This window comes from Cochlodiniinecator piscidefendens, assembly GCF_011326755.1.
GTDB lineage: Bacteria > Pseudomonadota > Alphaproteobacteria > Rhodobacterales > Rhodobacteraceae > Cochlodiniinecator > Cochlodiniinecator piscidefendens.
Genome location: NZ_JAAOIE010000003.1, coordinates 427208 through 448263 on the forward strand (window position 1 = coordinate 427208; position 21056 = coordinate 448263).

General features: G+C 51.7%; 19 protein-coding genes and 1 pseudogene. 11 read left to right on the forward strand and 9 right to left on the reverse strand.

Annotation, left to right across the window (positions count from 1 at the left end; translation table 11 throughout):
- Positions 1–49: 49 nt before the first annotated feature.
- A complete protein-coding gene (locus G9C99_RS10995; protein WP_166417530.1) occupies positions 50–958 on the forward strand; it encodes a LysR family transcriptional regulator in 909 nt (302 codons plus the stop codon).
- Positions 959–1034: 76 nt separating this feature from the next.
- On the opposite strand, the pseudogene G9C99_RS11000 reads toward G9C99_RS10995, so the two are convergent.
- Positions 1035–1223, reverse strand: a pseudogene (locus G9C99_RS11000) (IS3 family transposase); the annotation flags it as partial.
- A gap of 249 nt (positions 1224–1472) precedes the next feature.
- On the reverse strand, positions 1473–2951 hold the full coding sequence (locus tag G9C99_RS11005) for an NAD-dependent succinate-semialdehyde dehydrogenase (protein WP_166417531.1): 1479 nt from the start codon (positions 2949–2951) through the stop codon (positions 1473–1475).
- An 84-nt stretch (positions 2952–3035) separates the two neighbouring features.
- Here G9C99_RS11005 and G9C99_RS11010 point away from each other — a divergent pair, with 84 nt between their 5' ends.
- The 9 genes from G9C99_RS11010 to G9C99_RS11050 all read left to right on the forward strand — a co-directional run bounded on the left by G9C99_RS11010 (position 3036) and on the right by G9C99_RS11050 (position 12283).
- Positions 3036–3833 carry an alpha/beta hydrolase gene (locus tag G9C99_RS11010; RefSeq protein ID WP_166417532.1) on the forward strand — a complete coding sequence of 266 codons (798 nt, stop codon included), beginning with the start codon at positions 3036–3038 and terminating at the stop codon, positions 3831–3833.
- 99 nt (positions 3834–3932) lie between these two features.
- Entirely contained in the window at positions 3933–5009 is a 1077-nt protein-coding gene (locus G9C99_RS11015) for a coiled-coil domain-containing protein (protein ID WP_166417533.1), read from the forward strand.
- A gap of 60 nt (positions 5010–5069) precedes the next feature.
- Positions 5070–6194 (forward strand): hypothetical protein, encoded by a 1125-nt coding sequence (locus G9C99_RS11020; protein WP_166417534.1) that lies wholly within the window; start codon positions 5070–5072, stop codon positions 6192–6194.
- 36 nt (positions 6195–6230) lie between these two features.
- Positions 6231–8168, forward strand: a complete 1938-nt coding sequence (locus G9C99_RS11025; RefSeq protein WP_166417535.1) for an AAA family ATPase — start codon at positions 6231–6233, stop codon at positions 8166–8168.
- Between the two features lie 231 nt (positions 8169–8399).
- On the forward strand, positions 8400–8921 hold the full coding sequence (locus G9C99_RS11030; protein WP_166417536.1) for a hypothetical protein: 522 nt from the start codon (positions 8400–8402) through the stop codon (positions 8919–8921).
- Entirely contained in the window at positions 8922–10271 is a 1350-nt protein-coding gene (locus G9C99_RS11035) for a DUF6638 family protein (protein WP_166417537.1), read from the forward strand.
- A complete protein-coding gene (locus G9C99_RS11040) occupies positions 10268–10537 on the forward strand; it encodes a hypothetical protein (RefSeq protein ID WP_168713290.1) in 270 nt (89 codons plus the stop codon). The genes G9C99_RS11035 and G9C99_RS11040 overlap by 4 nt, the downstream gene beginning before the upstream one ends.
- 7 nt (positions 10538–10544) lie before the next feature.
- Positions 10545–11219 carry a DUF1523 family protein gene (locus G9C99_RS11045; protein WP_166417538.1) on the forward strand — a complete coding sequence of 225 codons (675 nt, stop codon included), beginning with the start codon at positions 10545–10547 and terminating at the stop codon, positions 11217–11219.
- Positions 11220–11293: 74 nt separating this feature from the next.
- Entirely contained in the window at positions 11294–12283 is a 990-nt protein-coding gene (locus G9C99_RS11050) for a type I glyceraldehyde-3-phosphate dehydrogenase (protein ID WP_166417539.1), read from the forward strand.
- Positions 12284–12315: 32 nt separating this feature from the next.
- On the opposite strand, the gene G9C99_RS11055 is transcribed toward G9C99_RS11050, so the two are convergent.
- From G9C99_RS11055 to puuE, 3 genes are read right to left on the reverse strand one after another with little or no spacing between them, the layout of a single operon-like run.
- Complete coding sequence (locus G9C99_RS11055) at positions 12316–13740, reverse strand: uracil-xanthine permease family protein (RefSeq protein ID WP_166417540.1); 1425 nt, start codon at positions 13738–13740, stop codon at positions 12316–12318.
- Positions 13741–13794: 54 nt separating this feature from the next.
- Positions 13795–14280 carry an ureidoglycolate lyase gene (locus G9C99_RS11060; protein WP_166417541.1) on the reverse strand — a complete coding sequence of 162 codons (486 nt, stop codon included), beginning with the start codon at positions 14278–14280 and terminating at the stop codon, positions 13795–13797.
- Positions 14280–15698 (reverse strand): allantoinase PuuE, encoded by a 1419-nt coding sequence (gene puuE, locus G9C99_RS11065; RefSeq protein ID WP_331459993.1) that lies wholly within the window; start codon positions 15696–15698, stop codon positions 14280–14282. Before puuE ends, G9C99_RS11060 begins: the two co-directional genes overlap by 1 nt.
- Positions 15699–15840: 142 nt before the next feature.
- Here puuE and uraH point away from each other — a divergent pair, with 142 nt between their 5' ends.
- On the forward strand, positions 15841–16197 hold the full coding sequence (gene uraH / locus G9C99_RS11070) for a hydroxyisourate hydrolase (RefSeq protein ID WP_166417542.1): 357 nt from the start codon (positions 15841–15843) through the stop codon (positions 16195–16197).
- On the opposite strand, the gene G9C99_RS11075 is transcribed toward uraH, so the two are convergent.
- The 4 genes from G9C99_RS11075 to deoC form a co-directional block, all read right to left on the reverse strand.
- Positions 16182–16886, reverse strand: coding sequence for a DUF2161 domain-containing phosphodiesterase (locus tag G9C99_RS11075; RefSeq protein WP_166417543.1), 705 nt, complete (start codon positions 16884–16886; stop codon positions 16182–16184). The two genes, uraH and G9C99_RS11075, sit on opposite strands and share 16 nt — an antisense overlap.
- 130 nt (positions 16887–17016) lie before the next feature.
- Positions 17017–17412 (reverse strand): hypothetical protein, encoded by a 396-nt coding sequence (locus G9C99_RS11080; RefSeq protein ID WP_166417544.1) that lies wholly within the window; start codon positions 17410–17412, stop codon positions 17017–17019.
- A gap of 164 nt (positions 17413–17576) precedes the next feature.
- Positions 17577–19928 carry an aldehyde dehydrogenase family protein gene (locus G9C99_RS11085; protein WP_166417545.1) on the reverse strand — a complete coding sequence of 784 codons (2352 nt, stop codon included), beginning with the start codon at positions 19926–19928 and terminating at the stop codon, positions 17577–17579.
- A 4-nt stretch (positions 19929–19932) separates the two neighbouring features.
- A complete protein-coding gene (deoC, locus tag G9C99_RS11090) occupies positions 19933–20904 on the reverse strand; it encodes a deoxyribose-phosphate aldolase (protein ID WP_166417653.1) in 972 nt (323 codons plus the stop codon).
- Between the last annotated feature and the right edge of the window lie 152 nt (positions 20905–21056).

Genomic DNA, 21056 nt, shown 5'->3' on the forward strand with positions numbered 1-21056 from the left:
CAATAGAGAGAATAATTGATCTATTGATTAGTATATCTTACCTATTGGTATGGCAGGTTCTTTCTCTCTCCGTGCGCTGGAAGCATTTGAAGTCGCAGCAAGGCGAGGCAGTTTTGTTTTAGCTGCCGAAGAATTGGGAATTTCACCATCAGCGGTTAGCCAATTAATCCGAATGTTGGAAGAACAGAGTGGCCGCCGACTTTTTGAACGCGTGAAACGTGGAATTCAATTGAGTGAAGCAGGCCGCGACGCGTTCCCTCGACTACAAGCTGCATTTTACGACATACGTGAAACAAGCGAAGAACTGCGCCGTTCTGTAGGCCCATCTAGGCTGGTGATTTCAGTGCCCCCGTCCATTGCTTCGGTTTGGTTGCCAAAAAAATTGGGCGAATTTGTTGAACAATACCCAAATGTTGGATTGCGGATACGTGAGGATCACGATCCTGTGGACCTTGAGGAACAGCGCATTGATATTAGACTTTCATATGGTCCGTTTCCACAGCCTGCAGCCAAAATTGTGGCTAACCTACAGGATCACTGCGTTGCTGTGTGTGCCCCAAGTTATTTAGATAATTTTGTGGGAACAAAACATTTAAAGCACGATACTGATTGTCGCCTGATTACAACTGACTGGGGGGGCGATGCAGCACGTTTTCCAACGTGGTCGGATTTTTTTGGGCAAGAACATACCAACGTTGGGCACACCGTTTCCTCGTCGCAATCCGCAGTCTCATTGGCTCGATGTGGAATGGGCATTGCATTAGTTCAGGTACTATTTGTATCGCAATATTTACGTGAAAATCATTTGATCCTTGCTGATCAAAAGAAGCTGACAATGGATCAACCGTACTGTTTGTCGATACGGAATGTTAGCCTTCAACGCCCAATTGTGAAACAGTTCGCCCGACACTTCGAGGCGATAATTAATAAGGCAGTTGCATCCCCAATACCCATGTAAAAACAGCTATCAGGCCTGCAAATATTTCCAAATGCGTCTAAATTTCAGCTATTAGAAATGCAGTTAATAACCTTTTTTAACCTATCGTGGAGTGTTCGCGTCGTGGATTGTAAAACCCGTTGATGTATTCAAAGAAATCAAGCTCTGCTTGGTGACGTGTCCGCCAAGTATTTCTTCAAATTAGTTCGGTCTTAATTGTCTTGAAGAATGTTTCCAGTGCAGCGTTATCGTAACAATTCCCTTTTCCAGGCATTGACACTTTGAACTCATGTTTGTCGTACAAATTTTTCCGAACTTGGCCACCCGATATACTGTCGGTTAGATCTTGCCTCAAGTTGATGACGTGCATCGTACGAAACGGCCTAATTCAGCAGGCCGAGCATTCCACCCACAAAATCAGGCGACAAAGTTATTCCCAAGTCGAAATTTTCAATAAAGCGTTACGATAAATACTTCGTTTCGTTACGATAAGGGGTTCTTGAAAACTCAAAATCCCCTTGTTTTTAAGAGATAATCAGACGGACATGCAGATGTATTTCATTTCTAGGTAATCCTCCATGCCGTGGTGGGAACCTTCGCGGCCGAGGCCGGATTGTTTGACGCCGCCAAAGGGGGCGGTTTCGGTTGAAATGATGCCTGTGTTGATCCCGACCATGCCGTATTCCAGTGCTTCGGCGACTTTGTAAACGCGGCTGAGGTCTTTGGCGTAGAAGTAGGAGGCAAGGCCAAAGATGGTGTCATTGGCCATTTCGATGACTTCGTCCACGGTTTCGAATTTAAAGAGTGGGGCGAGGGGGCCGAAGGTTTCGTCTTGGGCGACCATCATGTCTTGGGTCACGTTGGTGACGATTGTGGGTTCAAAGTAGGTGCCGCCAAGAGCATGGGGTTTGCCGCCCATGGCAAGAGTTGCGCCTTTGTCTGTGGCATCTTTGAGATGTTGTTCCACTTTGGCAATCGCCTTGTCGGAAATGAGTGGGCCGGTGGTGACGCCATCGGTCAGACCGTCGCCAAGGGTGAGTTTCCCCATTGCGGCGGTGAGCTTTTCGGTGAAGGCGTCGTACACGCCAGCCTGCACATAAATGCGATTGGCACAGACGCAGGTTTGGCCATTGTTGCGGAATTTGCAGATCATTGCGCCTTCGATCGCGGCGTCAAGGTCTGCGTCATCAAACACGATAAAGGGGGCGTTGCCGCCAAGCTCCATAGAGCATTTCATGACTTGGTCGGCTGCTTGGCGCAGTAGGGTGCGGCCGACTTGGGTTGAACCGGTGAAAGTCAGTTTGCGCACGGTTGGGTTTTCGCAGAACTCTAGCCCGATGCCTGACGCATCAGAGGCGGGCACGACGGAAAACACACCAGCAGGGACACCGGCGCGTTCAGCGAGAACACCAAGCGCAAGTGCGGACAGCGGGGTTTCGGTAGCGGGGCGGGCGACAAAGGCGCAGCCAGCGGCCAAGGCAGGGCCTGCTTTGCGGGTGATCATCGCGTTGGGGAAATTCCAAGGGGTGATAGAGCCCACAACGCCAATCGGCTGTTTGATGACGGTGATGCGTTTGTCGGGTTGATGGCCGGGGATGGTTTCGCCGTAAACGCGCTTTGCCTCTTCTGCGAACCATTCAATAAAGCTGGCGCCATACATGATTTCGCCTTTGGCCTCTGCCAGAGGTTTGCCCATTTCTGCGGTCAGGATGATAGCAAGATCATCGGCGTTTTCGACCATCAGTTCATACCATTTGCGTAGGGTATTGGCGCGTTCTTTGGCGGTGCGGGCGGCCCATTCTTTTTGCGCAATGCGGGCGGCCTCAATAACATCGGCGCATTCGGCGCGGGACATGTCTGCGACTTGGGCAATGACATCCCCACGGGCAGGGTTTATCACGTCAAAGCGCGCGCCAGATTTTGCGTTGCTCCACACGCCTGCCATATAGGCCTGTGTCGCCAGAAGGCTTGGGTCATTCAGCAGGGTCGTGAGATTGGTGGCAGCATCAAGCATTTTCGTCTCCGGCAGGGAATTGTATTTGCCCAGAGCATGCACGTCCTCTAAGCCTTGTCTAGGACCAGTTGAAAGGAAATTCTCATGGATTGGGATGATGCGTATGCGAATGGGAAATACATTGCGCAGGCCGAAGAGTATCCCCCGAAATGGGAAGACGAAGCCTTTGCCTATCGGGATCTGGAAAATGCGATAGGGCGCGCGCGGCTTAACATTGCCTACGGGGAGGGTGAGCGGCAGAAGCTTGATCTGTTTTTACCTGCGGGGCGGCCCGAAGGTGTTTTGATGTTTGTACATGGCGGCTATTGGATGGCCTTTGACAACAAAAGCTGGTCGCATCTTGCACGTGGCGCTGTTGAACGTGGGTGGGCGGTTGCAATGCCGTCATATACGTTGTCGCCGGGCGCGAAGATTTCTGAAATTACCGAGGAAATTCGCCAAGCATTGCATAAGGTTGGGTCGTTGGTGCAGGGGCCTATTTCATTGACGGGGCATTCTGCGGGCGGGCATTTGGTTGCGCGGATGTTGTGCCGGGATGTTGAATTGGCCGATGATATTGCCGCGCGCCTGCACCGGGTTGTGCCGATTTCACCGCTGTCGGATATGCGGCCTTTGATGAATACAAAGATGAACGATGTGTTTAAAATGGATCTGGCCGAGGCGGAGGCCGAAAGCCCAATGCTGGAACAAAACCCACGCGATGCGCAGGTGACAGTCTGGGTTGGTGGGGATGAACGGCCATCCTTTATTGATCAGGCGCGTTGGTTGGCTGACGCATGGGAAAGCGCGGAAATACACATCGCGCCGGGGTTACATCATTTTGATGTCATTGATGATCTGGCCCACACAAATAGCGCGTTGATCAAAGCGATCATTGAGTAACGTAAATTCACACAGCCGTGAGAAAATCGGCTACTATCCTCTAAAAATTGGGCGAATACTGCCTATATATACCGCATAAATTCATTGTAAGGGAGCATCATGTCCAATTTCGACGCGCAGATTCAAAAGACCCAAAGCGAAGTCCAAGAAGCCCAAGAAAAGATTTCACAGCTGACCAGCCGTATCGAAACGGCGCGCAGCAAAATAGCGTCGGGCCAAGATGCCGCGATTGATATCGAAAACGCATCGCTTGAGGATGTGCACAGTCACACAGAGGCGATGAATGCCAATATCGCTGAGTTGATTATGGGGCTTGATGATGTGACGGCGGGGTTCTCCAAAGATTTTGATGAAATGCGCAACAAAACGGGCTGGGAAAGCTTTGTTGGGATTTTTTCATCGGGGAAATCGGAATCAATGCGTCAAGAGCGGATGCGCGAAGCAAGCGTCGATGACAAGCTGCAAGACCTGATCAGCAAATCCGATATTATCGTGACATTGCTTGAGGGACAGTTGGCTGAACTCAACACCCAAAAAGACCGGGTCGGGGCGAATTTGACCGATACCCTTGATGAGCGCGAAGCAACGGTAGGTGAGCTGGAGTCGCTGAAAGGCGAAATTCTGGCGATGGATCCGAAGTTGATCGAGCTTGAGAACAAAATCAGCGTTGAACAGGATGCGTCTGCTCGGACCAAGCTGGAAACAGAACTGGCGGATTTGAACACCCGTTACAACGAGTTGGTGCAAGACGAACAAGTCAAAATCGCCAAATCCCAAACGCTTGAACGCTATATCGAAAAGGGTAAAACCTGGGTCGATAGTTTGCAAAATCAGGCGGCCACACAGATGGTTTTGATCAACAAATTGCAAACCGACACCAAACAGCGGGTTGTTCTCTATGATGCGCTGACGAAATCATTGAAAACAGCACAACAACAGGATGTTGCGCACCGGATTAATGAAATTGGTGTTGAAACCGACCAAGAGGCCCAAACAGCGATGGCGGCTATTGGATCGGCAACCAATCAACGTATGGCCGAAATGATGGAAGCGCACGAAGATCACATGGTTTTTGCCCGCGATGTGTTGGAGCAAAAAGCGAAATCAGACGAACGCTTTGCCCGCCGTTTTGCTAAGATCGTTGAGAAACACGACAAAAACCAATACGGGGCATAATGTCTTTCAGCTCACGATGCCAAATGGCATGTTTTTGCACCGCAGGGTTGGGGGCCAAAGATGAATGTTGATTTAACCCGCGATCATGCGGATCTGTCGGATGCGCGGCTTGCGCGGCGATATTTTGCGAAGTTTGAACGGATCACCGGCCATTTGACCCAAGTGGCCGAGGCCATGCAAGCGGAGCGCGGATATTCCAAAGCAGAACGCACTGTACTGGCGCGGTATTTGCGGGGCGTGTCAGGTACGTTTAGCGCATTGGCCAACAAATACTTGCTGACGGGGCGTGCGGGATCGCTGGGCGGTGAATTAACCATGGATCGTCGGGAATCCGGTTTTCCGGTTTATACGGAGTTGTTGACCATGGCGAATGATGCCCAGCAGGCCGAACGCCATCTGCGTAATATGCCCGATGCAGCCACGCTAAAGGATCAGATGATCCGCCAGATTGTGGGTGATTTGCAAATCCCAACTAAACTGCAATTCGCCATGTCCCAGCGTGTTTATTACGAAGAACTGCTGCGCGGTGATTTGTTCTGGGCACAAAATGACCCTGAGGCGCTGTGGCAGGGAAATCTGGAGGATGGCCGCAAACATTTTCTGGTGCATTGGGCTGTCTACGACAGTCAGGTGAACCTGCCGGTTATTTACCTCATGGATGTGGTGGACAGTGGCCGTACAGCCCTGCCCAAAGATCAACGCCGCTGGCCCGAAGCGCAACGTCATTTGATGGCGCAATCTTCTGGCGGGTTGAAATTGGTGACAATCGCCAAAGGCTTTGACGTGGATTTTGATGATCTCCATCCAAAGCGGCTGCGGCGTATCCATATCGGGCCGATGTATTCATCCGCGTTCACCCGTCAATCTGGCCCCATTCGCGAAGTTCTAGAACAGGCGCGTTCGCCTGTTGGCGAAGATTGGGCGTTGGCGTGGACGGTAGAAGAGCTTGAAAGTGAACGGGTGCTTGAGGAAAAATCGGGCTGGTTCTCAACTGTGGAACGCGAAGTTTTTGCGCTTGATCCATTTTCCGGGCGGGGTGTCGATACGGGCGCAACCCGAACAGAACGTGCACTGATTATGCCCGAACGCCCCTATCAAGCGCTCGATGAAATGAACCCGCCGGGGTTTCGCAATGTGCGCAAATTTGTAGTGAACCCCAAAGGGCGCGTGCTGAGTTATCGCTAAGTGTCTGGGGAAATTTTAAAAATCGAGGTGTAATTCATGAGCCTGTCATCTGATCAAATGGAATTGCGCGAAGACGATATTCGCAAACATTACGCTGCTGCGGCTGAAATGGTGCTTGGGTTTGATCACACGCCACGGATCGCAAAGCCCAAAGTGGATGCGCCCGCGCCTGAACGCTCCTCTGGGATTGGCACGCGACGCCGGTTTCGGTCAACCACACCCGGATTGGTGACGCGATCAACCGCGCGCCCTGAAGGTGTGCGGTTGCTGGAACGTGTGGAAAGCGTGGATCAGGATGATCCGTTGATGTCGCCCCAGCAGGCAACCGCTGTGCAATCTTTGCGCCGCGCCGTCGCGATTGCGCTGGCCGTGGGCGAGGCTGTTTCGGATCAAACGGGCCTGACATCGCTAAAACGCGAAAATCTTGAAGGCGCGCTGGCGGCGGACAAAAAACAGGGGTTTTCTGAACTGCTAACCGCAGATGCCTTGGCCACGCTTTATAGCTTTGCCAATGCGCTGGCCTTTTTGGTGTCGCCGCATGTGGGCGAAGTGTCTGCAGAAATTGGCGATGTCGAAGAGGTGCTGACCGACAACGCGCCTTTGGCGTTGCACGGGGCCTTGTGGGAGTTGGACCAGCATTTGGCGTTGGCCGGTGATGACGAAACGCGCCTGATTGCAACGTTGGCTGCTTTTGCGGAACAATTGATGGAAAAGGTCACGTTGCGCGCCCAAAACGCGGGGCGGCTAGAGGCGTTTCACAATACCTCTTATCGGGTTGAGGCGGATGATCTCACCATCAACGGGTTTACCCCGGCGCGCAAAGGTAAAGGCAGCGCGCTGACCATGTCGTTCAAAAAACCAAATGAGGTCGTCGGCAACCACATTGCGAAATATCAGGCGATGAAGCTGGCCAAGATGGTGATGGCCTATGACTTTGACCGCAAGCTGAACCCTTTTGCGGAATTGGGCGGATTTATCTTTACCTTTATGGGGGATGGGAAACCGGGCACGGGGAAAACCACGCTTATTCAGATGATGGCAGGGTTGATTAACGATTACTGTCAGGTTGCGAGTTATCCGTTTCGTTATCAAAACCTCAGTACCGATAATATCGACAGCTATCAGGGGAAATCGGGCCAAAACGCCAAGGCTTTCATCAACAGTATCATCGACCCGAACGTGATCGGGTTTGGTACGATTGATGACATTGACCAGCTCGCGGGCAAACGTGGGGATCGGCAATCAAGTGCTGGGCAACTTGAGATCACAGCCGTTCTGATGGAAAGCTTTGCCGGGGCCAATACCGTGGTGCGCGGCAATTGTACCTTTGGCATGTTCAGCAACTATCCCGAAAACGTCGATGATGCGCTGCGTCAACGGGCGGGCGCGCGGTTTTTGGTTGATGGGCCGCAAACGCGCGACGACTACATTGATATTCTCAGCCTGTTGATGGGCAAAAATCATGACATCCCGGTGGGGGATCATGATCTCTTTGCCGCCCAAGAAATCAAAAAGGCGGTCGCGGCAAGCTTTGACAGTCACGCCCGCCCGCAAGAAACCGGGTTGGTGCAGGTGTTCGACGCGGTGCAGGGGCGCATTGGCGCGCTGGATACCATCGCGAAACTGGGGGCGTACCTAAAAGCGATCCAAGAGGCGGATGATCGGTTCACCGGACGGGCGATTAAAAACATCACAGATGCGGTCAAAGTGCGGGCGATGGATTTTGAACTGCCGGATGAATGGATGGAAAACCCGGATCTGTTTCTGTTCAAACCTTACGATGAAAAACTAACGATGATCAAAGACATGCGCCAGCCGATCACCGTGGAGATGGTGGTGCAGGAAATCAACCGCTACGCCGACAGCGAATTCCGCTATGCCGATAAATCCGATGAGGTCGCCGTCGAAAACATGGTGCGCGATTTTGGCCGTCAAGAAGAAGCCAAGCGGCGCTATCTGGATGGCAAAGCATGACCACAACGCACAATAATAGGGAAGCGCCCGACCGCGGGTGGGGGCAAAGCACCCGCCCATGGGGGCGGTCGGGCGCTGCCCGGCAAAATGCCAGGCTATTTTTTGGTTCACGACTAGGTCAATGTTGCGCTATCCCCGTTCATGTCGGTGAGGTTGAGGATATGCGTCTCTTCTCACGGGATGAAGTAAGGCGCGCGTACAGTTTTGTTATGCTGGAGTGTGGGGTTTTCGATGAGTATTGTATCTGAGGTCAATGGTTTTATTGTTGATAATAATGCACTAGTTGTTTCTGCAGCCATCCCAGTATTTGCGATTTTCCTTGGCCTTTGGGGAGGGTTTCTATCCCACCGAGCAAAGGTCAGAGAAGTAAACCTAGTGGGAAGAGCGAAGCTATCGGAATATCGGCAAAAAAACTTTGAAGCTTTGATAACGGACATATCTGCTTTGGACGCGGTGATAGGGGCTGTTGTCTTTGAACGTGTTTTGGCATTCCAACACGAGAAGGAATATCAAATTAGTAATGCCGCGCTTTCTGATATCTTGACTAAAAGCCAATCAATAATGCTCCGCATTAGATCGGACACGGGTATGATTGATCACTTTCGTAACGCTATTAGCTTGTGTTTAGATGAATTGTGTCAACCAGAGGATGGAAACGAAACAGGGACGGTATCTGATTTGTCTGAAATTTGTAGGAAAATCGCTAATTCAGAATGGAAACAGATAGAAGCTGAACTCAAGGGGAAAGCATAGATGAAACGTCTCATTGAACGTGGTCTGATGTTTGGCAATCTGATTGAGGTGTCCTCGCCTGCTTTGGTGGAGCGGTATAATCGTGCTTTGCTCAGTTTGACGGGCAAACGTACGGCGTTGGTTGATTTCCATATTGATATTTCGGGCTACTCCCCTGAAATCGGGGATGAGTTGGGGGACCAGCGTTATCTCAATGCCAATGGCTGCAATCGGCAGTTTATTCTGCTTACCACCGAACAAAAATCCGCACCATTGTTGAACGCGCAGTTTTCCACGTCGCGGGGGATTTTGCGGCAGTTTATAGATGATAACGAAAGCCAGCTTTTCGCGCTCACCGCACGTGATGCGGTCGCGGGGGAGCTGTTTAATTCGGTTTATGACGTGTCTGACCCGCAGCGCCTGTTTGATATTCGCAAGATCACGATTGAGGCTGACACCACAGAGGCGCACCTGCGCGACGCGGATAAGCTAGCGGATAAAATCGCGCGGTTTAAATCGGAAAAGGATGGCTGGTGGGATGATGTCCTGATCGCGGACATGATTGGTTTGGCAAAGAAAACTGGCGATGTGACGCGCCAGCCTTTGCAACTGAGCCAGCCAAGCATTCCGCAAGAAAATTTCTGGACTGCGCATTTTGGCGGGCTTTATCTGTTTCGCGGTGTGGATCATCCGGCGGCAATAACGGCGGCTGATAAAAATCGTTTCCGCGATCTGCCGATTAAATACACCTTTGATCTGCAGGACCGAAACCAGATCGCCAAATTCCTAGATTATAATGATCTGGTTGAACCCATCGTCAAAGCGCGCGGCGTGGATGGGGCGGCGATTTTGCAGCAAAAGATGGATTTCATTGTCGTCGATCTGGCGGCTGACAAAGGCGAAGATTTGGCCGGCGCCACGCGACGTGATATTCGTAAATTCGCCAGTCGCTATGCGCGGGACTTGCCCGAGGAATTCCATGGGCTTGCCGCGCTACATCGCTGGGCCGAAGGCGGCGGGCGGTGGCCTAAGATGAACTCTGACCATCCGGCCTATTTCTACAGCCTGCGGTCGCGGGATCATGAAGACCGGGATCTGGTGAATATGTTGCTGGCTGAACTTGCACCCAAAGATGTGCGGCAATTGTTTATCTGCCACAAGGAACGGTTTTATGCGGCGTACCGCACGTGGTCAGACGCCAAAAAGACCTTTGTCGCGGAGTTTTTGGAACGCGAATACCAAGTGGACAAAGCCGGTGCGCGCGCAGCTTTGTTTGGTGCTGAAGCATCAATGGATGATGATTACGATCAACGCGGCGATCTGATCGAAGCGGTCGGCCCTTGGGGGCGTATAGGACGGGGGCGCAGATGATCTTTGCTGTGGCACGATTGATGCTTTTCGGGTTTATAGCGCTCAGTGTGCTGTATCTGATGATTGCGTGGTATGCGCGATCTATCCGACGCGGTAATCTGGAACGCGAATTTGACGATGCAAATATGCCGGGTGACCGTGACGCATTTGTCAAAGAGGGCGTGAAAAACTTCACCCAGACCTTGCGCTATCGGTTGCTACTGCTGATTTATGTCATTCCGGTTATCGTGGCGATCATGATGATCTATGTGACGAACTTTATGTGAGGGCGATATGCGCTACGTAAAATGGGCTTTGATTGCCATTTTGATCTTAACGACCTTTGGGTTTTTTCATTACACGCTGCCGCAACACGATGTTGTGCGTATCGTAAACACCGACATCCGGCGCGTTGATTTTGGGGAAAACTCTATTTTCTGGGCCTCTAGCGATACCGGTCAGGCGACAGGCGTGGTGAACCGTGATGTACGGTTTATCGAGACGTTTTATGAAAACGGTAGCCCGATGGTGTATCGGAATGAAGATACCGGTTGGGGATGGCCACCCTATCTAAAACTGGACAGCTCGAACCTTCAGGCTGAGGCGGGTGATCTGGAATCTACCAGCGCGGAACCGCAATGGGTGGTGATTAAACACTATGGTTGGCGCAATGAATTTCTATCGATTTTCCCAAATGCGGTATCTGTTTATCCTGTAGAAAATCCAAATGTTCGGATCATCCCTTGGGGCAATATCATTATCCTGAGTTTGATCGTGTTTTTCATTTTTTGGGTGTGGAAAGTTTGGCGTCGGTTCAAGGAACGCCGCATTGATCCAGTCTTGGATGAGGCAAGCGTCGCCTGGGATGATGTAGAGGTGCGTGCCGAAGAGGCGGGCCAACGTGCGCGTGGTGTTTGGGGGAGGTTTAGCGCTTGGCTTGACACTTGGCGCAGCAAACGGCGGAAATAGGTTGAGCTTTCTTTAAAACCCTCCTAGCCATTGATCAGGGGCCAAATCTCGCCCCCTGATCAGGAGGGCACACAATGGCGACTAAGATTGTCATTAACGGGTTTGGCCGCATTGGGCGGACCATTTTGCGGATTTTGCTGTCTACGGACGCGGGTCGTGATTTTGAGGTTGTCGCAGTCAATGACATCGAACCATTGGACACCTGTGCCTATCTTTTTCAATATGATTCCGTTTTCGGTCCGTTCCCCAAAGAGGTGCGCTCAGAACCCGGTGTGTTGATTATTGGTGATCAGCGTATTCCTTTTCACGCGGCCGAAGATCTTAGCACACTTGATTTGTCGGGTGTTGATCTGGTGATGGAATGCACGGGGCTTGGGACAGCGCGTGCGGTTGCAACGCGGGGATTGACCGCTGGCGCGCGCAAGGTTTTGATTTCAGGACCTTCAGAAACTGCTGATGTGACGGTTGTTTTGGGCGCAAATGAAGATCAAGTTGCGGATCATACAATCGTGTCAAATGCATCTTGCACAACAAATGCGTTGGCGCCTTTGGCGCGGTTGCTTGACGACGCCTTTGGGTTGGAAACCGGGCACATGACAACTATTCATTGCTACACCGGTAGTCAGCCAACCATTGATAAACCACGGGGCGCACCTGCACGATCTCGCGCAGCAGCATTGTCTATGGTGCCTACAACGACCAGCGCGTCAAAATTGGTGACGCGGGTTTTGCCACATCTCGAAGGTCGGCTGGATGGTTGCGCTGTACGTGTTCCAGTGGCAAGTGTTTCTGCCGTTGATCTGACGCTCCAAACCCGTGAAACGGTGAGTGTTGAGGCCGTAAATGCCCTTCTGAAACAGGCGGCAGAGCAAAGCGTTGTGTTTGGATATACCGATCAGCCTTTGGTGTCGTCTGATCTTCGAGCGCGTCCTGAATCCATCATTATGGCCGGGCCAGAAACAACTGTAACCGGCGGCGGGATGTTGCGGGTGTTTGGTTGGTATGACAATGAATGGGGATTTTCGGCGCGCATGTTGGACGTTGCGCGGTTGATGGTCAAATAGGCCCCTAAGCGGTGCTAAGGGGCCCAATTATTTTATTTAGGTAGGCTGCCAGACCCGTGGCCTGCCATTCCGCCTGAGACTTCTTCAGTCGCTTCATCCGCCAAGTGTTCTGGCAGGATTAAGTTCAAAATGATGGCAATAAAAGCTGCGGGTAATAGGCCTGATGTCATCAGGATTTTTAGCGTAGTTGGCAGATATTGAACGGCACCTGGTTCCAGTTGCAATCCAAGACCCACAGAGAGTGCAATTGCAAAGATCACCATATTGCGGCGGTTCCAATCAACGTCAGACAACATGGAAATACCAGCTGCAACAACCATACCAAACATCACGATGACGCCACCGCCCAGAACTTCGATAGGGACAGTGCGGATGATGGCGCCAACTTTGGGGACAAGACCACAAATGATCAGGAAAATTGCGCCGCAGGTGACGACATGACGGCTCATGACCCCGGTCATGGCGATCAAGCCTACGTTTTGGCTGAATGATGTATTTGGTAAACCACCAAAGATACCAGCAACCGCAGAACCAAAGCCATCCGCATAGGTCGCGCCGGAAATTTCATCATCTGTTGCTTCGCGACCAGCACCACCTTTGGTGATACCAGAAACATCGCCAACGGTTTCAATGGCTGAGATAAACGCCATGAGACAAAAGCCGATGATCGCGGCCGCAGAGAATTCAAACCCATATTTGAAAGGTTGCGGTAAAGCGAATGATGCAGCACGCGACCAGGATCCTGAGATTGCATCAAACGATAGCATGCCAACCATGAGAGCATAGATATATCCAGCAAGCAGGCCTAACAGCACGGCTGAAATGGAAAGCATGCCGCGGGTATAGAATTTAAGGCCCAAAGTGACAAAGATCACCACCAATGCTGCAGACCAGTTCAAGAGCGATCCATATTCAGGTGTGCCTATCGTAGGAACACCGCCAGCAGCGTATTGGATGCCAACTTTTACCAAGGCTAGGCCGATCATCATCACGACGAGCCCCGTTACGAGCGGTGGAAGAGCAAACCTGATTTTACCGATGACTGATCCAAGGGCTGCGTGGAAAAGACCGCCGACCAATACACCGCCAAACAGTGCGGCCAACCCGTCAACGCCTTTCCCAGCAACAAGTGGGATCATAATTGGCAAAAAGGCAAAGCTTGTACCCTGAACAATAGGAAGTGCCGCACCGACTGGCCCGATAGTAAGGGTTTGGAGCAAGGTCGCGATGCCTGCAAACAGCATGGACATTTGAATGAGGTAGAGCAGTTCAGGAAAATCTGGAGAATTTGACCCAAACCCAAACCCAGCCGCCCCTGCAATGATAATCGCGGGTGTTACGTTGGATACAAACATTGCCAATACATGCTGGATGCCCAGCGGTATCGCTTTTGATAACGGGGGTGTGTAGTTTGGATCGCGCAGTTGTTCTGCGGTTCCGATTGAATTGTCAGCCATTGGTTTCCCTCCCTTAAGACTGTCCCTTAGTCGGCTACATTTTTGCAGCTCTTATTATTGAAGAGGTAAAATGGTTACCTCCTCAGTAAGCCAAAATTCCTCTAAGTTGGTGCCGTTGCCGATCCGATCGACAACAGCAAAAAGACCGGGTGCAAACAATGGTGTCAGCACGCCGTGCCAGATATTGCGGTGAAAGTTGATCGCTTGCCCGGGTTGCGTGATAAATGCGTGGATGGTGCCGGGCGTGCCTGCATTATCTTCCGCGACGATCACTAAAAACGGGTCCATCGACATGGGTATAAAGCACTGCGATCCTTCCGGATGGCGTTCCACCAAATCCAGCTTCATTGGCAGTTGACGTGGCTCTGCCTTGAACAAGCTAATCCCCGCAGCGCCGTTGCTGAAATCGAGCTGTGCGCGGTCGTGAAACCGCCCGCACAGACCTTGATTGATAATCTTGTCGGGTTCGCCAGAGGTGTCGATGATATCACCAAAGGGTGAGAATGCCGTTGCCGTTAAGGGGAGGGGGCTAAGTTCCATTAGGCCCCCAATGCGTCTATGAGACGGTGTAGCGCAATGCGTTCTACCTGATAGCAGGCCTGCGCAAATTCCGCGTCCCGTGTGTTTTTAATGCGCGCTTTGAACGCGGCTAGAATACTCGCTTTGTCATGATCGCGCACCGCGATGATGAATGGAAATCCGAACTGGTCAGTGTATTGGGTGTTGAGGGTCGTAAACAAATCGCGTTCGCCGTCGGTCAACGCATCTAATCCGGCGCTGGCTTGTTCTGAGGTGGATTCAGAAGTCAGGCGCTTGGCTTGTGCTAATTTTCCTGCAAGATCGGGGTGTGCTGTAAGTACACCCAGCCGGGCGGCGTCACTGGATGCGCGGAACACTCGGCAAAGCGCATTGTGTAACCCAATCGCAGAGTCGTGCCCCGCGCCAAGTTCCAACGCATGTGCACCTTCGGCAATCCAAGGCGAATGTTCGAATATGCCACCATAGCTGGCCACAAATTCATCGCGTTCCATCTGCGAAGGGCGGGGTTGTTTAATAGGCGGGTGATTTTGGTGCCAATGTTCGGCGATTTCGATGCGACGTGCAAACCAAACATCTGCGTGACTTTGCGCGTATTCAATGAACTTGCGTAAGGCTTGCACACGGCCCGGACGGCCGATTAGGCGGCAATGTAGCCCGATTGACATCATTTTGGCTTGGCCCTCTTCACCCTCGGCATAGAGCGCATCAAAGCTGTCTTTGAGGTAGGCAAAGAACTGGTCGCCTGAATTAAAACCCTGCGGTGTGGCAAAGCGCATGTCGTTGGCGTCGAGCGTATAGGGGATGATCAATTGATCGCGCTCATTCGTACTTTGCCAGTATGGCAGATCATCGGCATAGCTGTCTGAGATGTAGTCAAACGCGCCGGTTTCGGTGGCAAGTTGAACCGTATTGATCGACGCCCGCCCAGTGTACCATCCTCGCGGTGGTTGTCCGGTAACTTGGGTGTGCAGTTTGATCGCGCGTTCGATGTGATCGCGTTCTTGATCAGGGGCAAAATCTTTGTATTCGATCCATTTTAGACCGTGGCTGGCAATTTCCCAGTTGGCCTCTTGCATAGCTGCCGTTTGTTCTGGGGATCGGGCGAGCGCGGTCGCTACCCCATAGACCGTTAAAGGAACATTCAAGGAAGTGAACAGCTTATGCAGACGCCAAAATCCAGCACGTGCGCCATATTCATAGATCGTTTCCATGTTCCAATGGCGCTGATCGGGCCATGCGGCGGCTCCGACAATTTCGGATAGAAACGCCTCTGAGGCGGCATCTTCATGCAAAATGCAGTTTTCACCGCCTTCTTCATAATTCAATACGAATTGCACAGCTATTTTAGCACCATTTGGCCACTGTGGGTCTGGTGGTGTTTGGCCGTAGCCACGCATATCACGAGCGTATCTTTTCACGCGAACATGTTCCTTGTTTTGATTTTACTCTACGGCAGAAGAATAGCATAGACTTTCAAGAAAACTGAGAAAGAGTTTCCGAAAAATGGGGTTTTCCAGATTTTCAAACCTGCGACAATGGCGAAAACAGAGGAAGATATAGATGTCTGGTTATCTCACGACACATGTACTTGATACCGCTCGGGGATGCCCAGCCGAGGGGATCACGATTGCACTTTACCGAGTTTCGGGCAACTCCCACAAGAAATTGGTCGAAATGAAGACCAATTCGGATGGGCGTACAGACAGCCCGATTTTGCCCGAAGGCAAATTCAAATCCGGTCAGTATGAATTAATTTTTTTCACCGGTGACTATCTCGCGCAGCATAATCTGAGCGAAGGTGAAAACAAATTCCTAGACCACATTCCGATCCGGTTTGGCGTGGATGATGCTGATGCACATTATCATGTGCCATTGTTGCTCTCGCCGTTTGGGTATTCAACCTATCGCGGCAGTTGATCTTTGATTGATTTGAGTTCTGCGGCGTAGTCGGATAGCGCCTGTTGCCCTTTGGGGCTTAGATCGTAGATGCCGCGTTCAACACGATCAAACCAGCCGTAGTGATTGTCGGCCATCACAGTGCGTGCGCGGCTGACGTTTGTTTGGGCGGCAACAAGGCTTGCTTTGGTTGGGCCGTTGTCTGACAGGTAAGCAATGCAGCGCAGCGCGTCTTGGCGGTAAGCAGTGATCAGGGAGGTGCGGGTTGACCCCCCGGTATTTGGATCGCCCACGCGCCGCGAAAATTCCCGCAAAAGCCGGGTTGCACGCTGTTTGGATTTCATCGGCTTGTAGGGGGCGGGGTCAAGGTGCGTTTCTACAAATTGATCCTTGAGGCGCACAGTGATCAACCCAAGCCCAAGCCGTCTGCACAGGGCAATGTTGTTTTTAAGATTACCCTGAAACACACGCCCTTTGCCCCGCGGCACTGCGATGTAAACCGTATCAGTGATGGATTGGCGATCAATGCCCTGGTGAAATAGAGACAAAGAAAACCCGGTTTTAAGTTCTACAATAACCGGTGGTTCGTCAGCACGAACAGCGACAACATCCGCAGCCCCGATTTCTGCTTTGACCTCATATCCTTGACCTTCAAGCAAGGTCTTGATGGGCTGGTACAGATCCGTTTCTTTTGGGGGTTTGGTGGCCATAATCAATCTTTAACGCGGGATGTATAATTTCTCAATCGGTCTGGCGGATGCGTGTGTTGAGTACTTCTTTTGGAGGAGTATGCTGTGCGAGCGAAGTTGCCATTACAAATCCATAGTTCTCGTCATGTTCTCATTCGGGCATGCGTGCAATGATTTGGGTAATCATTGGGTCAGTGTATTCCTTTACTGGATCGTCAGATTTGTCGGCATTCCGATGAAACTCTCCGGCGTCGAATGCCTGAAAAATGTCCCAAAAAGGAGGTGGGAGGTCTGTTGTTTTGGCTAAGAAAATGGGCCAAAGGCAGTTCATAATCCTATCGGCAGTGTCATAATTGATTGATTGGTCGTGATAATTTTTCGCAACTGTGATCGCGATTTCATGCAGAGCTTCAATATCCACTGCTCTACCATACCAGTGTTCTAATGTGGTTTCGACATGCTCGCCAAATTCAAGCCAAGACTTATGATCTTTATGATGAAGGGAATAGGTCTCGAAAGTATTGGACAATACCAAAAGTTGGTTCATGGCGTTACTCCCTTTGCGCTTGGCTCTTAGCCCATACTCAATACGACAATGTACGCATTTGAAAGGGTTGAATAATCAGTCATGCGCCGCTCTTTCCAGTGCCTATCTTGAGTTGGCTCAATATATTTCCCCGGTAGGTGGCATTCCACATACCGGGGGTCGCTTTATTCGCCGTAGGGGATCCAGATATTTTTGATCTCAGTGGCGTGTTCAAGGAATGTGCGGCCTTCGCCGTCTTTGATCCAATCTCGGGCGATACCGTTGTTGACCCAAGTGCGTTTCAGGCTGCCTGCTGAACGGCGTTCAATATCTGCGGAAACATCGCTGGAAGAGAAGCTCCAGACGGCGTCAATGTCCAAGTGATCCGCCATGGTTTTACCAAGATCAGCATGATCACCCGTCACGATGTTCACTACACCGGCGGGCACATCTGATGTGTCTAACACCTGATAGAAATCCGTCGCGGACAAGGGATAGGCTTGTGAGGTCGCAAGAACGCAGGTGTTGCCCATCGCAATCGCAGGGGCCATCGCTGATATGAGGCCCAGCAGCGGCGCTTCGTCCGCGCAGAGTGTGCCAATCACACCTACGGGTTGTTTCATCGCCAAAGCGATGCCACGAATGGGAACGCCGTGTGCTTGCCCATCATATTTGTCGGCCCATGCGCCATAGGTGAACAGCCGGGAAATGGCGGCTTCGACTTCTTTATCGCCGGAGCGTTTGCCGAGCATATCATCGATACGGTCCGCAAATTCATCTGCCCGTGCAGATAGGTTTTCTGCGATGTAGTAAAGGATTTGCGCGCGCAGGTGCCCAGTTGTTTTGCCCCATGCTTTGGCTTTGTGGGCGGCTTCGACAGCGTTGCGGATGTCTTTGCGACTGCCTTGGCCAACGTGACCCAGCAGTTTCCCTTTGGGGGACCAGATCGCATCGGAATAACCGCTATCCGGACGCGATTGTTTGCCACCGATATACATTTTGGCGGTGCGATCCAATGTGCCTGCGGGGCTAGGGTCTTTGGGCGCAGCAACGCGGCTAAGCTGTGATAGTTTTTTGCCCTGGTCGATAGGTTTGGTGTAGGCGGTCAGGCCTTCCCAACCACCTTCACGGCCAAAGCCGCTTTCGCGTGTGCCGCCAAAACCGGCAGCGGCATCAAACATATTGGTGCCATTCACCCAAACAACGCCAGCCACCAGTTTCGGTGCAATTTCGAGCGCGAGGTTCAGGTTTTCGCTCCAGACCGACGCGGCGAGACCATAGCGGGTGTTATTGGCAACCTCGATTGCCTCAGCTGGGGTGCGGAAGGTTGTGCCAACCAATACTGGGCCAAAGATTTCTTCCTGCATCAAAGTGGCCGCCGGGTGCAATCCGGTGATCAGAGTCGGGCGGTAGTAAAAACCGCTGTCGGGCAAATCACATTTGGCGTGGTAAACGTCGCCTTCGCTGCCATGGGCATCGACCAAACGCGTGATGGTGGACAGTTGGGTTTCGTCAACAATCGCCCCAACGTCGATGCATTTGTCCATAGGATTGCCCAAACGTAGCCCATCCATACGCGCACGTAGTTTGGTATAGAAACGATCAGCGATACCCTCTTGAACCAAAAGGCGTGACCCGGCACAGCAGACCTGACCCTGATTGAACCAAATCGCGTCAACCAGACCTTCGATTGCTGAATCAATATCGGCGTCTTCAAAAACGATATAGGGGGATTTTCCACCCAATTCGAGCGTTAGTGCTTTGCCAGACCCTGCTGTTGCTTCGCGAATTTTGCGACCAACTGATGTTGAACCAGTGAACGCGATTTTGTCGATGTCGGGGTGCGATACGATCATTTCGCCTGTCGCACCATCCCCCGTGACAATGTTGACCACACCTTTTGGAAGGCCTGCCTCTTGGCAGATTTCGGCAAACAATAGCGCGGTCAGTGATGTGTATTCGGCAGGTTTTAGAACAACGGTGTTGCCCATCGCAATCGCGGGTGCGATTTTCCATGCTAGCATCAACAGTGGGAAATTCCACGGGATGATCTGGCCGCAAACGCCTAGGGCTTCGCGGTCTGGTAACTCGCTGTGCTGCAGCTGTGCCATCCCCGCGTGGTAATAGAAATGACGCGCAACAAGCGGGATATCAATATCGCGGCTTTCACGGATCGGTTTACCGTTATCCAGCGTTTCTAAAACAGCAAACAAGCGGGAATGTTTTTGAACCAACCGTGCGATGGCATACAGAAACTTTGCCCGCTCATGTCCTGAGGTTTTTGCCCATTTTGGTTGGGCTTTGCTTGCAGCCAAAACCGCAGCATCAACATCAGATTGTGTTGCCTGTGATAGGGTGGCCAAGATTTCACCCGTGGCTGGGTTTTTACTGTCACACCCCTCAGTTGGAGAAGTCCACGCGCCATTAATGAAATGACCAAAGTGATCACCGCGATCAACAAGCCATGCGAGAGCCTCAGATGCATTTTCTGGTGCTGGGCCATAATCCATGCTGTCAAAAATATCTTGTACGGTCATGTTCTTATCCCATTGCGTGGCGATGATTGGCCGAATAGCGACCAGTGGTGAAGTGTTCGAGTTGGCGTTCGATATCGCCCAAAAGCGATGACGCGCCAAAGCGGAAGAGGTGAGGTTGCAACCAATGATCGCCCAATTCGTCTTTGATCAGGCTCAGATAGGTCACAGCGTCTTTGGCTTTTGAAATGCCACCAGCGGGTTTGTAACCAACGCGAAAACCAGTGCGTTCATAATAATCACGAATGGCGCGGATCATCACCAAACTCACGGGGAGCGTAGCATTCACGCTTTCTTTGCCGGTAGATGTTTTGATGAAATCGGCCCCGGCCATCATACAAACCAGCGAGGCGCGCGCCACATTGCGAAGGGATCCCAGTTCACCAGTGGCCAAAATTGCCTTAACATGGGCGTCGCCACAGGCGCGGCGGAACAGGCGCATCTCATCGTAAAGTGCCTGCCAATTTCCGGTCAGGACATGGCGGCGCGAAATAACGATGTCAATTTCAGCTGCACCAGCCGCAACGCTTTCGGTGATTTCCTGAACACGAAGATGCAGTGGGGATAGGCCTGCGGGAAATCCCGTTGAGACGGCCGCCACTGGAATACCTGTGCCTTTGAGCGCATCAACGGCGGTTTCGATCATGTCGTGATAGACACAGACAGCGCCGGTGGTGATTGGTGCCATTCCCAGATCATCCATCAGAGATGGATTAACAGGTGCACGTGCCTTGGCGCAAAGACGACGAACGCGTCCTTCGGTATCGTCACCTGACAGGGTTGTAAGGTCGATCATGGTGATCGCTTTCAACATCCAAGCGGCCTGATATTCTTTTTTGACTGAACGACGTCCGGGCAGTGTCGCACAGCGGCGTTCGACCGCCGATGTATTGACTTGCACAGAGCTGACCCAATCTAAATCCAGTGCCATACCGGGATTACGGGGCTCATGCACTTGCGGCAGCTGCGTTGATGTCATGTCTGTCGTCGAAAGGGTTTGGTGTTCGGTTTGCACGCCGAGGCTCCCTGCTGAGGTGAAAGCGGAAATTGCCATGCGCGCAACCGTTTTGCAAGTTTGATCATATGGTCAAACTTCATATTTCTATGGTTTCCAAGCGTTAAATTTGCCGT

Coding starts and splice junctions, on each gene's coding strand:
- G9C99_RS10995 (WP_166417530.1), top strand. CDS start 50: ATGGCAGGTTCTTTCTCTCTCCGTGCGCTGGAAGCATTTGAAGTCGCA.
- G9C99_RS11005 (WP_166417531.1), bottom strand. CDS start 2,951: ATGCTTGATGCTGCCACCAATCTCACGACCCTGCTGAATGACCCAAGC.
- G9C99_RS11010 (WP_166417532.1), top strand. CDS start 3,036: ATGGATTGGGATGATGCGTATGCGAATGGGAAATACATTGCGCAGGCC.
- G9C99_RS11015 (WP_166417533.1), top strand. CDS start 3,933: ATGTCCAATTTCGACGCGCAGATTCAAAAGACCCAAAGCGAAGTCCAA.
- G9C99_RS11020 (WP_166417534.1), top strand. CDS start 5,070: ATGAATGTTGATTTAACCCGCGATCATGCGGATCTGTCGGATGCGCGG.
- G9C99_RS11025 (WP_166417535.1), top strand. CDS start 6,231: ATGAGCCTGTCATCTGATCAAATGGAATTGCGCGAAGACGATATTCGC.
- G9C99_RS11030 (WP_166417536.1), top strand. CDS start 8,400: ATGAGTATTGTATCTGAGGTCAATGGTTTTATTGTTGATAATAATGCA.
- G9C99_RS11035 (WP_166417537.1), top strand. CDS start 8,922: ATGAAACGTCTCATTGAACGTGGTCTGATGTTTGGCAATCTGATTGAG.
- G9C99_RS11040 (WP_168713290.1), top strand. CDS start 10,268: ATGATCTTTGCTGTGGCACGATTGATGCTTTTCGGGTTTATAGCGCTC.
- G9C99_RS11045 (WP_166417538.1), top strand. CDS start 10,545: ATGCGCTACGTAAAATGGGCTTTGATTGCCATTTTGATCTTAACGACC.
- G9C99_RS11050 (WP_166417539.1), top strand. CDS start 11,294: ATGGCGACTAAGATTGTCATTAACGGGTTTGGCCGCATTGGGCGGACC.
- G9C99_RS11055 (WP_166417540.1), bottom strand. CDS start 13,740: ATGGCTGACAATTCAATCGGAACCGCAGAACAACTGCGCGATCCAAAC.
- G9C99_RS11060 (WP_166417541.1), bottom strand. CDS start 14,280: ATGGAACTTAGCCCCCTCCCCTTAACGGCAACGGCATTCTCACCCTTT.
- uraH (WP_166417542.1), top strand. CDS start 15,841: ATGTCTGGTTATCTCACGACACATGTACTTGATACCGCTCGGGGATGC.
- G9C99_RS11075 (WP_166417543.1), bottom strand. CDS start 16,886: ATGGCCACCAAACCCCCAAAAGAAACGGATCTGTACCAGCCCATCAAG.
- G9C99_RS11080 (WP_166417544.1), bottom strand. CDS start 17,412: ATGAACCAACTTTTGGTATTGTCCAATACTTTCGAGACCTATTCCCTT.
- G9C99_RS11085 (WP_166417545.1), bottom strand. CDS start 19,928: ATGACCGTACAAGATATTTTTGACAGCATGGATTATGGCCCAGCACCA.
- deoC (WP_166417653.1), bottom strand. CDS start 20,904: ATGACATCAACGCAGCTGCCGCAAGTGCATGAGCCCCGTAATCCCGGT.